Raw genomic sequence first — 11,995 nt, forward strand, 5'->3', positions numbered from 1 at the left:
CCGCCCCGCGAGCTCGCGCCACGGCCCCACCGCCACCACGGCGCCCTCCTCGAGCACCACCACCCGGTCCGCCCGCGCCAGCGCGGCCCGCTTCGACGTCGCCCCGACCACGGTCGTCCCGCGCTCCCGCAGGGCGGACCACAGCTCGATCTCGGTGGTCGCGTCGAGCGCGCTGGACACGTCGTCGGCGAGCAGCAGCTCGGCCTCGGTGGCCAGCGCCCGCGCGAGCGCGAGCCGCTGCACCTGACCGCCGGACAGGCGCACGCCACGGTGGCCCACGAGCGCGTCCGGGCCGCCCGCCTCGGCCACGTCGGTCGTCATCCGGGCCGCGGCCAGCGGTCCGTCGACGGCGCGGTCGTGGTCGAGCCGCACGTTGTCGGCGAACGTCCCGGACAGCACGCGCGGCACCTGGGCGACGTGCGCGACGCGGCCGGGTCGCAGGAAGGCCTCGGCGTCCTCGACGGCGGTGCCGTTCCACCGGATCCGCCCGGTGTGCGCCATCAGCCCGGCGAGCGCCGACAGCAGGCTGGACTTGCCCGCGCCGACGCGCCCGAGCAGGAGCACGAGCTCGCCGCGCGCGACCGTGAGGTCCACGTCGGCGACGCCGATCGTGCCGTCGTCGTGCACCGCGCCGACCCCGCGCAGCTCCAGGGTGTCGAGCCGGTCCCGCGCGTCCGGACCGGGACGCGCCGCCGCGCCGGTCGAGAGGTCGACTCCCGGTGCCTCGGCCACGAGGTCGGCGCCACCTGCGAACGATGCCGTGGCCTGCTGCCAGGCCCGGGTGCCGGGCGCCTCGGTCACCACCGCGCCCGCGACGACGCCGAACCAGTTGAACCCGGCGACGGCGCCCGCGACCAGCAGCGTGCTCGCCAGGTCCCAGACCCCCGCGAGCAGGGCGCCCCACGCCACGACCGCGCCGACCTGCACCATGATGATCGGCACGCCGTCGAGGACGGCCTGCACCCGGTGCTCGAACACGGCGGCCTCGACCCGGCCGTCGTCGACCCGGCGCAGGTGCGCGTGCACCTCGGGGGTGCGGGCGGCCAGCTTGACCGTCCGGGCGGCGTCCAGCGCCGAGACCAGCGACCGCCCGAAGCCGGCGCGCGCCGCGGCCGACCGGGTGGCCGAGCGCCCGGCGACGCCGCGGCCGGCGAGCGCGCACGCCGCGCTCACCACGAGGACCGCGAGCAGCACCGCGCCCGCGAGCAGCGACCAGCTCAGCACCGCCGTGACCGCCACCAGCACGAGGCCGTTGGCCAGGTCGACCCAGCGGTCGGCGTACTGGACGAACCGGTCGGCGTCGAGCGCGCGCGCCACGACCTCGCCCGGCGGTGTGCGGCGCAGCCGGTGCTGCCGGGTCTGCCCGACGAGCACCGACATCCGCACCCGGAGCAGCAGCTCGATCCACCACTTCGGGTACAGCCGGAACGCGAGCGAGCTGCACGGGGCGACGAGCAGCAGGGTGACGGCCAGCGCCACGACGAGGCCCGTGGTCGGCTCCCCCGCGCGCAGGCCCTCGACGGTGTGGCCCCACAGGTAGCCGGTCACCGCGCCCTGGGCGGCGAACAGGCTCGACAGCAGGAACAGCAGCCCGCCGAACAGGCCCCACCGGGGCTTGACGACGAGGGCGTGCGCGATCCCCCGGGCCAGGCTGGGCCCGGTCCCGGGGTCGCGCAGCGCGGGCGGCGGGCCGGTGCGGCGGCGGGCGCCGACCTCGGCCGCGCGCTCGGCGGTGTCCGCCGCCGGGTCGGCGGCACGCGCGCCCGGCTCGCCCGGCCGGTCGGCCGCCGCGCCGGACCCCGCGTCGGTCCCCGCGACGTCGAGCGCGCCCGCGTGCCCCTCGGCCCGGCTCGCCTCGATCAGCGACCGGAACGGACCGTCGACGCGCGCCAGCGCCGCCCGGTCACCCTGCTGCACGACCCGTCCGTGGTCGAGCACGACCACCTGGTCCGCGCGCTCGACCGTGCCGAGCCGGTGCGCCACGAGCACGCCGGTCCGCCCGCCGAGCAGCCGCTCCGACGCCGCGACGACGCGCGCCTCGGTGAGCGGGTCCATCCGGGCGGTCGCCTCGTCCAGCACCACCACCTGGACGTCCCGCACCAGCAGCCGGGCGAACGCGACCAGCTGCTCCTCCCCCGCGGACAGCGAGGTCCCGCCGGGGCCCAGCAGCGTGTCGAGCCCGCCGGGCAGGCCCGCGACCCAGTCGGTGAGCCGGAGCTCGTGCACGGCGCCCTCGACGTCGGCGCGCGGCACGTCGGCGAACAGCGCGATGTTCTCCGCGAGCGTCCCGGCGAGGATCTCCGTGCGCTGGGTGACCACGCCGACGGCGCCGCGCAACGCCTGCAGGTCGAGCTCCCGCACGTCGACGCCGCCGAGCAGCACCGAGCCGGGCTCGGGCTCGACCGCCCGGGACAGCAGGGACGCGAGGGTCGACTTGCCCGAGCCGGTGCGGCCGACGAGCGCGACCGTCTGCCCCGCGGGCACCCGCAGGTCGACGCCGCGCAGGGCGAACGTGCCCTCCGCGTACGAGAAGTGCAGGTCGCGCAGCTCCAGGTCGAGCGGCCCCCCGGGCACGGCGCGCCCGCCGGCCGGCTCGGGCTCGGTGTCGAGCAGCTCGCGGATGCGGACGATCGCGCCGATGCCCTCCTGCACGTCGGGCAGGTGCCGCGCGAGCTGGTCGAACTGGCCCACGAACGACGCGGTGACCAGGAACAGCGTCACGAGCTGCGCCACGGAGAGGTCGCCTGCGCCCGCGAGCACCACGCCCGCCACGACGACGCCGGCGAGCAGGGCGTGCAGCAGCGTCCCGGCCTTGGCGGTCATCCGGGTCTCGACCGCCAGGACGCGGTCGAGCATCCGGTGCACGACCGCGGACGCCTCGGCCAGGCGCCGGACGGCGAACGCCTGCCCGCGGCTGGTGCGCAGGTCGTCGCGGGCGGCGACCGCCTCCTCGAAGGCGGCGGCGTTGTCGGTCCACGCGCGCTCCTCGACCACCTTGCGGCGCGCGATCTCGCCCAGCGACGGCCGCACGACCAGCACGGTGGCCCCGCCGAGCAGCGGGAACAGCACCCAGGCCGGCCACCAGGTCAGGCCGCCGACGATCCACAGCGGCACGCAGCCGACCACGGTGCGCCCGAGGCCCCACACCTGCCGGCGGACGAGCGTGCCGACCGCGTGCGTGTCGTCGTCCACGCGGTCCAGCACCTCGCCGACGGCCTGCTCCGAGAGCGTGCCGAGCGGCTGGTGCAGCGCCGCGCTGAGCAGGTCGCCCCGCAGCCGGCCCTCGGCGCGGTCGACGACGCCGGCCCACGCGACCTGGCCGACGGTGTCCACGAGCGCGGCGCCGACGAGGCACGCGGCCAGCAGCCACAGCCCGGCGGCCGTCGGGTCCTCGGCGAGGTCGCCGGCGACGACCGTGCCGAACGCGGCGCCGACCGAGGCGATGGTCAGCGCGACGAGCGCGAGCCCGGCGACGGGCCCGCGCAGCCGGCGCCAGTCGAGGCGGCGGGCGGGGTCGGCGGGCGCACGGCGGACCCGGCCGGCGGCGGCGTCGACCGGGAGCGGGGCGGTGGTGGTGGTTCCGAGCATCGTGCGTCGACCCTAGGGCGAGCCACCCACACGCCCGAAGCACATTTCGCTCCCGGGCCGCGCGCCGCGGCCGCTACGGTCGGCCCATGATCACGTGGGCCACCGGCTTCCTGGACTCCACCGCGGGCGACTGGGAGCGCACGCTCGCGTTCTGGCAGGGTGCCACCGCGACCACGCTGTCCGCGTTCCGCGGCCCCGACGCGGAGTTCGTCACGCTCGTCCCGTCCGACGGCGACGCCTTCCTGCGGGCGCAGCGCGTCCGGTCCGGGCCCGGCGGCGTCCACCTGGACCTGCACGTGGCGGACATCCGCGCCGCCGCGGACGCGGCCGTCGGGCTGGGCGCCGTCGAGGTCGCCGCCTCGGACCACGTCGTGCTGACCTCGCCGGGTGGGTTCGCGTTCTGCTTCGTCGACGCGTACCCGGCGCGCCGGCCGGCCCCGGCGACGTGGCCGCGGGCGGCGGGCGGGACCCACGCGAGCCTGCTCGACCAGCTCGCGGTGGACGTGCCCGCCGCCGGCTGGGAGACCGAACGGCGGTTCTGGTCGCAGCTCACCGGCTGGCCCGAGCGGACGACCGCGCCCGGCGCCTCCCTGATCCCCCTCCACCGGCCCGACGGCCTGCCGCTGCGCCTGCTCCTCCAGCGCCTCGACGAGCCGGCCGGCCCGGTCCGCGCCCACCTCGACCTGGCCTGCTCGGACCGCGGCGCCGAGACCGACCGGCACGAGGCGCTGGGCGCGACCGTCGAGGCGGTCCGCGAGCACTGGACCGTCCTGCGGGATCCCGCGGGCCGGCGGTACTGCCTGACCGACCGCGACCCGGCCACCGGCGCGCTCGCCTGACCCCGGTCCGTCGGCCGCGCGAGCCGGTCCCCGCCGGATCGTCGCGCTGCCGGCTGATCGATCGGGTGGGCTCCCGACGATCCGGCGGGCACCCGGCCCGGACCGGGCCTGTGCCCCGCCCGTGAGCCGGGTCTCACGCCTCCGGCAGGTGGTCGCGCGCCCAGAGCGCCGCGCTCGTCCGGTCCGCCACCCCGAGCAGCCGGAACACGTGCCCGACGTGCACCTTCACGGTCCGTTCCGCGATCCCGAGCTCGCGCCCGATCTGCTTGTTCGCCAGCCCGCGCGCCAGCAGCCGCAGCACGTCCCGCTCCCGGGCGCTCAGCCGGTCCGCGGGGCGCGGCGCCGCCGCGGAGGGCAGCAGCGCGCCCGCGACCCGGGGGTCGAGGGGCGAGTAGCCCCGGGCTGCCGACCGCACGGCCGCGACCAGCTCCTCCGGCTCGCAGTCCTTCAGCAGGTAGCCGACCGCCCCGGCGGCGACCGCCGCGGACACCCGGTCGTGGTCGGAGAACGACGTCAGCACGACGACACGCGTCGCCGGACGCGCCCGCAGCACCTCGCGGGTCGCCTCGACGCCGTCGGTCCCGGGCATCGAGAGGTCCATGAGGATCACGTCCGGGTCCAGCTCGGCCGCCAGGGCGACCGCCTCGGCGCCGTCCGCGGCCTGCCCGACCACCCGCATGCCGTCGGCCGCGTCGACCAGCCCCGCCAGCCCGGAGCGCACCAGGTGGTGGTCGTCGGCGAGCAGCACGGTGATGTCCTCGGTCATCGCACCTCCACGTCGGGGTCGACGGCGAGCCGCCAGCGGGTGCCCGCGCCGGGTGCGGACGCGACGGTCAGGTCCGCCCCGGCCGCAGCCGCCAGGTCGCCGAGCACGCGCAGCCCGAGGTGGCCCTCGGGCGGTTCGGCCAGCGTCGCCGCCGCGTCGAACCCCGCTCCGTCGTCGTCGACCTCCAGCACCAGAAGGCCACCCGACCGGGCCAGGGTCACCCGCACCTCGTCCGCGCCCGCGTGGGCGACGGCGTTCCGCACCGTCTCCTGCGCCACGCGGTAGACGAGCTGCTGCGCGTCCACGCCGACCCCGGCCAGGGCGTCGTCGGGGACCTCGACCCGCACCCGCACGCCCCGGGAGGCGAGTCCGCCGGCCAGGTCCGCCAGGGCGGCGCCCAGCCCGGCGGTCCGCAGGCTCGGCGGGTAGATGTCGACCAGCAGCGACCGGAGCCCGCGGATGCTCGTCCGCACGGTGCTGCTCGCGGCCCGGACGTCGGCAGCGACGTCGGGTGCGCCGGCCCGCTCCGCGCGCTCGGCTGCACCGGCGAGGGCGAACGACGACGCCGCGAGCTCCTGGACCACGCCGTCGTGCAGGGTCGCGGCGATCCGGCGGCGCTCGGCGTCGGACGCGTCGACCGCGCTGCGGAGCAGCCGCTCGCGCTGGTCCTGCCCGCGGCGCAGCCGGTCGAGCAGCGTCCACAGCACCGGCAGCAGCAGGACCAGCAGGAGCGGCAGGCTGGTCACCGTGATCCCGGCGAACCCACGCCACACGGCGGCGGCGCGCTCGGTGACGACGTCGTACCGGCTGTAGGTCTCGAACAGCAGCACCGTGCCGTCCGGCGTCCACACCGGCCGGTACACCTCGAGCAGCCGGCCCTGGTCGCGCTCGAACCGGTTCTCGGGCTCGTCGAGGTCGCTCACCTCGGCCTGCGTCGCCGGGTCGGCGAGCACGGCGCGCTCGTCGTCGCCGAGGCCGAACGCGTCGCCGATCAGCCGGGGCTCGTCCGAGTAGATGATCCGGCCCTCGGCGTCCCAGAGCTTCACCCGCACGACCGCGTCACCGAGCACCCGCTCACGGACGACCGCGTCGAGCGCCGCGAGAGCCTCCGGGTCGCCGGTGGCGACCCCGTCGGTCAGCGCGGGCTGCACGACGGCGTCGGCCAGCAGGTCGGTGCTGCGCGCGGCGTCGTTCACGGACTCCTGCTCGGCGATCCGGCGGCTCGCGCTCAGGCCGAGCACCGCGACCAGCACCAGCACGACCGCGGCCGCGGCGCCGACCTGGAGGAACACCCGCCAGGTGCGGACCGGGGCGACGGAGGCCGCGGGCGGCGCGCCGCGGCTGAGGACGACTCGGCCGTCCTCGGCCGCGGGCGCGGGCGTCTGCACAGCCGCCACCCTAGGTGCTGCGGGCACGGCTCAGTCGTCGCTGCCGTGGCCGCCGTGCCGGCCGCCGCCGCCGTCGTCGTCGCCGTGGTGGCCGGAGTCGTCAGAGCCCGCGGACGAGCCGTGGTGCCCCGAGTCGTCGGCGCCGGACGACCCTCCGTGGTGGCCGGAGTCGTCGGCCGGGGCGGCGGGGACGGCGGGGGCCGCCGGGGCGGCGGGCGCCACGGGCGCCACGGTGCCCGTCCCGTTCACCCGGCGGTCGTCGCCGGGCTCGACGCGGTCGTCGCGGTCGACGCGGCCGCCGTGGTCGTCCGGCACGGCCGACGGCGAGGAGGAGCCGGACGGCGTCGCGTCGTCCGACGGCGACGTGGCGGCGCCGGTGCCGTTCACCCGTCGGTCGTCGCCGGCCTCGGTGCGCAGGTCGCGGTCGGTGGCCCCGCCGCGGTCGTCGGCGGTCGGCGCCTGGCTCGGCACCGAGACCGGCACCTCCCGGCTGAGGCTGGGGTTGGCGGTGAGGCCGACGACGGCCGGCACGATGGCCAGCGCGGCGGCGGCGGTGAACACCAGGGTGCGCTTCACGGGGACTCCTCGGGTGGGTGGTGGATCCGACGAGTCAGTTCTCCCGCGCCGCGGGTCTGCCGCGCGATCGGACCTTGGTACTAGTACCCGCCCCCAGAGGTCCCGGTGCTGGTCCGGTCGCCGTCAGCCCCGGCGGTCGACCAGCAGCCACGCTCCCGCGCCGAGCACCGCCGCGGCGAGCAGCACCGACGGCCACGCGCCCGTCGCGCCCGCGAGGACGTGCGACGCGACGAAGCACGCCGCCCCGAGCAGCACCACCGCCACCACCCGCGCGGCCCCGGCTCCCCAGGACCGCCAGGCGCACCAGGCCACGCCCAGCACCAGCACGACCCCGCCGAGCGCCCGGACGCCGGTGCCCTGCGCGACGGCGAACGCCGCCACGAGGGTCACCGCCGCCAGCACGGCCGTCGGCACCGCGCCGAGCGGTCCGCGCGCCCGGGCGGGCCGGGACGGCGCTGCCGCCGCCCCGACCCCGCCCGCAGCCCCGGGGACCGGACCCGTCACGCGTCCTCCCCCACGACCGCGCCGGCGAACTGCGACTGGTACAGCCGGTGGTACGCCCCGCCGGCGGCGATGAGCTCGTCGTGGGTGCCCTTCTCGACGATGGCGCCGTGCTCCATCACGAGGATGAGGTCGGCGTCCCGGATGGTCGACAGCCGGTGCGCGATGACGAACGAGGTCCGCCCCTGCCGCAGCGAGGCCATCGCCTGCTGCAGCAGCTTCTCGGTGCGGGTGTCGACGGAGGACGTGGCCTCGTCGAGGATGAGCACCGACGGCCGCGCGACGAACGCCCGGGCGATCGTGATGAGCTGCTTCTCCCCGGCCGACAGGTTGGCGGCGTCCTCCTCCAGCACGGTGTCGTACCCGTGCGGCAGGGAGTGCACGAACCGGTCGACGTAGGTGGCCTGCGCCGCGGCGAGGATCTCCTCGTCGGTGGCGGACTGCCGCCCGTAGCGGATGTTCTCCCGGATGGTGCCGGCGAACAGCCACGGGTCCTGGAGCACCATGCCGGTGCGGGCGCGGGCGTCGTGCCGGGACAGCGTCGCGATGTCCTGGCCGTTGACCAGGATCCGGCCGCCGTCGAGCTCGTAGAACCGCATGAGCAGGTTGACCAGCGTGGTCTTGCCGGCGCCGGTCGGGCCGACGATCGCGACCGTCTGCCCGGGGCGGACGGTGAACGACAGGTCGGTGATCAGCGGGTGCTCGGGGTCGTAGGAGAACGCGACGTGGTCGAACTCGATGGTCCCGTCGCCCTCGGCCGGCGCCGGCGCCTGCGGGTCGTCCTCGCTCTGCTCGTCCTCGTCGAGCAGCTGGAACACCCGCTCGGCGGACGCGGTGCCGGACTGCACGACCGCGGCCATGCCGCCGAGCTCGGACAGCGGCTGGGTGAACATCTGCGTGTACTGGATGAACGCCTGGACGCTGCCGAGCAGCATCGTGCCGTTCGCGACCATGAGCCCGCCGAGCACCGCGATGCCGACGTAGGTCAGGTTGCTGACGAACGACATGCCCGGCCAGATGATCCCGGACAGGAACTGCGCCTTGAACGACGCCTGGTACAGCTCCTCGTTCTCCGCCTTGAACTTGTCCGCGAAGTCCTGCCGGCGGCCGAAGACCTTGACCAGCGCGTGCCCGGAGAACGACTCCTCGACGCGCGCGTTGAGCCGCCCGACCTTGCGCCACTGGGTGCCGAAGGCCTTCTGCGACTTCGGGCCGATGACCCCGAAGATGACGCCCATCAGCGGGATGGACACCAGCGCCACCAGGGCGAGCTGCCACGAGATCGAGAACATCATCACCAGCACGCCGATGACCGTGAGGATCGAGGTCAGCGCCGAGGACAGCGACTGCTGCATCGTCTGGGTGATGTTGTCGATGTCGTTCGTGACGCGGGAGATCAGCTCGCCGCGCTGGACCTTGTCGAAGTACGCGAGCGGCAGCCGGTTGATCTTGGTCTCGACCTGCTCGCGCAGCCGCCACATGGCCCGGACCATGATCACGTTGATGATGTAGCCCTGCAGCCACATGAGCAGCGCGCCCGCCACGTACAGGGCGAGCACGGTGACCAGCAGCCGGCCGAGCAGGTCGAAGTCGATGCCCGAGCCGGGCACCAGGTTCTCCGCCGCGGCGACCATGTCCGCGACCCGCTCCTGGCCGCCGGCGCGCAGGCCCCCGACCGCCTGCTCCTGGGTGAGGCCGGCCGGCAGCTGCCGGCCCAGGAAGCCGGTGAACACCGCGTCGGTGGCCCGGCCGAGCACCCGCGGGGCGAGCACGGTGAGCGTGACGCCGGCGGCACCCATGATCGTGACGGCCACCAGGGCCCACCGGTACGGGCGCAGGAGCCCGAGCATCCGGCCGAACGACTGCCCGAAGTTGTCCGCCTTGCCGGGCGCGACCGAGTCCCAGGAGTCCGACGCGAGGCGTGCGGCCTCCCCGAGCTCGATCTCGAGCTTCTCCTCCTCCGTCAGCTCCGGCTCGGCCGGCTTCGTCCGCGTCTTCTGGTCGCTCATGCGCCGGCCTCCACCGCGAGCTGGGACTCCGCGATCTCGCGGTACGTCTGGTTGGTCTCGAGCAGCTCGTCGTGCGTGCCGAGGCCGGCCACCCGGCCGTCCTCGAGGACGAGGATCTGGTCCGCGCCGGTCACCGTCGACACCCGCTGGGCGACGACGATCTTGGTGACGTCCGGCAGCTCGCGCCAGAGCGCCTGCCGCAGCCGGGCGTCGGTCGCGAGGTCGAGCGCGGAGAACGAGTCGTCGAACAGCAGCACCGCCGGGCGCCGCACGAGGGCGCGCGCGATCGCGAGCCGCTGCCGCTGGCCGCCGGACACGTTGGTGCCACCCTGCGCGATCCGCGCCTCGAGCCCGCCCTCCATCTGGGAGACGAAGTCGCTGGCCTGCGCGATCTCGAGCGCGCGCCACAGGTCGGCGTCGGTGGCGTCCTCCTGGCCGAGGCGCAGGTTGGACGCGACCGTCCCGGCGAACAGGAACGGCCGCTGCGGGACCAGGCCGATGCCCGCCCAGAGCTCCTCGACGTCGCGGTCCCGGACGTCGACGCCCCCGACGCGGACGGTGCCGCCGGTCGTGTCGAACAACCGCGGGATCAGGGAGACGAGCGTGGTCTTGCCCGCGCCCGTCGAGCCGATCACGGCGACCGTCTGGCCCTGCCGGGCGGTGAAGGACACCCCGGACAGCACCGGGTGCTCCGCCTCGGGGTACGCGAACGTCACGTCGTCGAGCTGGACCTCGCCCGGCCGCGGGGTGCCGCGGACCGGCTCGGCGGGCACGGCGAGGGTGGAGTCGCTGGTCAGCACCTCGGTGATCCGCTCGGCCGACACCGCGGCGCGCGGGATCATCACCGTCATGAAGGTGGCCATGAGGACGCCCATGAGGATCTGGCCGATGTACTGCATGAACGCGAACAGCGTGCCGACCTGCACGTTCCCGTTGTCGACCTCGATGCCGCCGAACCAGATCACGCCGACCACGGTCACGTTCAGCACGAGCATCGCGAGCGGGAACAGCACCACGAACAGCGAGCCGATCTTGCGCCCGACGACCATGATGTCGGTGTTCGCGCCCCGGAACCGCTCGCTCTCGATGTCCTCCCGCACGAACGCGCGCACGACGCGCACGCCGGTCAGCTGCTCGCGCATGATCCGGTTGACGGCGTCGAGCTTGGACTGGAACGACCGGAACAGCGGCACCATCCGGCTGATGATCAGGCCGGCGATCAGCAGCAGCACCGGCACGGAGACCGCGATGAGCCAGGACAGCCCGACGTCCTGCCGCAGCGCCATGATGATGCCGCCGATCGCGAGCATCGGGGCGCTGACCAGCATGGTCGCGCCCATCATCGCGAGCATCTGGACCTGCTGGACGTCGTTCGTGTTGCGGGTGATGAGCGACCCGGCGCCGAACCGGGAGATCTCCCGCTCCGAGTACCCGCTCACCCGGCCGTACACGTCGTCGCGCAGGTCCCGGCCGACCTGCATCGCGGCCCTCGCGGCGAAGTAGGTGGCGGTGATCGAGGCGATGATCTGGCCGAGCGACACCAGGAGCATGTACCCGCCGGCGCGCCAGATGAACCCGGTGTCCCCCTGGGCCACCCCCTCGTCGATGATGCGGGCGTTCAGGCTGGGCAGGTACAGCATGGCCAGGGCCGAGCAGAGCTGGAAGACCAGCACGCCGGCGAGCAGCCAGCGGTAGGGGCGCAGGTAGCGCGTGAGCAAGCGGGCGAGCACGTGGGTCTCCAGGGGTCGGCGGGCGACGAGGTCCGCGACCACGGGGCGGCGGGGGGGACCGTCCGCGATCGGCTCCGACAGGGTAGCCACCCCCACCGACACCCACCGCGTCCTTTTCGGGCACCCCCGGGGGGCGGCTCGGTGCCGGCCCGGCGGATCTCGGGGCGGCACCGACGCCGGGCGCCCCCTGCGACCACGATCGCGGGGCCGCCGCGTTTTCGCCCGCTCCCGCGCGGCACGGAGTCTTGTCCCGCGCCGCGCCGCCCCCTAGGGTCGCCCTTGTCCGAATTGTCCGATATGTCCTTACCGCGGACCCCGCCCACGGTCCCCGGCGCAGCGTCCGTGCCGCTGACGGCGAGCGGCGACGGCGCCGCCCGGGACGCCGCCGGCCCGCGCGCGGGACGCGACCGAAGGACTGACAGCGATGTCGAGCACCGGGGCGCACCGCGCCGCAGCACCCGGCCCCGGGCTGGACCGCGTCCACCGCGCCGCTCGCGGCGCGCGCACCCGCCGCACCCGGACCGGGCGCCCCGGCGCCCGGCGGCGCCCCCGGCCCCCGGGCGCGCCCCCCCCCCGCCCCCCCCCCCCCCCCGCCCCC

The 11,995-nt window shown here is 76.0% G+C and carries 8 protein-coding genes; 1 reads left to right on the forward strand and 7 read right to left on the reverse strand.

From position 1 onward, the window contains the following. Positions 1 to 3,588: ABC transporter ATP-binding protein (locus MHY85_RS17720; protein WP_239198875.1), on the reverse strand; the 3,588-nt coding region annotated here is incomplete at its 3' end. Positions 3,589 to 3,674: 86 nt separating this feature from the next. On the opposite strand from MHY85_RS17720, the gene MHY85_RS17725 reads away from it, so the two are divergent. Then, positions 3,675 to 4,427, forward strand: a complete 753-nt coding sequence (locus tag MHY85_RS17725) for a VOC family protein (RefSeq protein ID WP_239198878.1) — start codon at positions 3,675 to 3,677, stop codon at positions 4,425 to 4,427. A gap of 133 nt (positions 4,428 to 4,560) precedes the next feature. Here MHY85_RS17725 and MHY85_RS17730 read toward each other — a convergent pair whose 3' ends face one another. The 6 genes from MHY85_RS17730 to MHY85_RS17755 all read right to left on the reverse strand — a co-directional run bounded on the left by MHY85_RS17730 (position 4,561) and on the right by MHY85_RS17755 (position 11,397). Beyond that, on the reverse strand, positions 4,561 to 5,193 hold the full coding sequence (locus tag MHY85_RS17730; RefSeq protein ID WP_239198881.1) for a response regulator transcription factor: 633 nt from the start codon (positions 5,191 to 5,193) through the stop codon (positions 4,561 to 4,563). Continuing rightward, a complete protein-coding gene (locus MHY85_RS21945; RefSeq protein WP_239198884.1) occupies positions 5,190 to 6,581 on the reverse strand; it encodes a sensor histidine kinase in 1,392 nt (463 codons plus the stop codon). Before MHY85_RS21945 ends, MHY85_RS17730 begins: the two co-directional genes overlap by 4 nt. A gap of 30 nt (positions 6,582 to 6,611) precedes the next feature. Then, positions 6,612 to 7,157, reverse strand: coding sequence for a hypothetical protein (locus tag MHY85_RS17740; protein ID WP_239198887.1), 546 nt, complete (start codon positions 7,155 to 7,157; stop codon positions 6,612 to 6,614). Between the two features lie 123 nt (positions 7,158 to 7,280). Further along, positions 7,281 to 7,661 (reverse strand): hypothetical protein, encoded by a 381-nt coding sequence (locus MHY85_RS17745; protein WP_239198890.1) that lies wholly within the window; start codon positions 7,659 to 7,661, stop codon positions 7,281 to 7,283. Further along, positions 7,658 to 9,667 (reverse strand): ABC transporter ATP-binding protein, encoded by a 2,010-nt coding sequence (locus tag MHY85_RS17750; protein WP_239198893.1) that lies wholly within the window; start codon positions 9,665 to 9,667, stop codon positions 7,658 to 7,660. Before MHY85_RS17750 ends, MHY85_RS17745 begins: the two co-directional genes overlap by 4 nt. Beyond that, positions 9,664 to 11,397: an ABC transporter ATP-binding protein gene (locus MHY85_RS17755; protein WP_239198896.1), complete on the reverse strand. Its 1,734-nt coding sequence runs from the start codon at positions 11,395 to 11,397 to the stop codon at positions 9,664 to 9,666. The genes MHY85_RS17750 and MHY85_RS17755 overlap by 4 nt, the downstream gene beginning before the upstream one ends. Between the last annotated feature and the right edge of the window lie 598 nt (positions 11,398 to 11,995).

The sequence above is a fragment of the Cellulomonas sp. ACRRI genome (genome assembly GCF_022346185.1).
Taxonomy (GTDB): Bacteria; Actinomycetota; Actinomycetes; order Actinomycetales; family Cellulomonadaceae; genus Cellulomonas.

What these genes read in the sequence shown, in the direction of transcription:
- MHY85_RS17750 (WP_239198893.1), bottom strand. Translation starts at nt 9,667, where the DNA reads ATGAGCGACCAGAAGACGCGGACGAAGCCGGCCGAGCCGGAGCTGACG.
- MHY85_RS17730 (WP_239198881.1), bottom strand. Translation starts at nt 5,193, where the DNA reads ATGACCGAGGACATCACCGTGCTGCTCGCCGACGACCACCACCTGGTG.
- MHY85_RS17725 (WP_239198878.1), top strand. Translation starts at nt 3,675, where the DNA reads ATGATCACGTGGGCCACCGGCTTCCTGGACTCCACCGCGGGCGACTGG.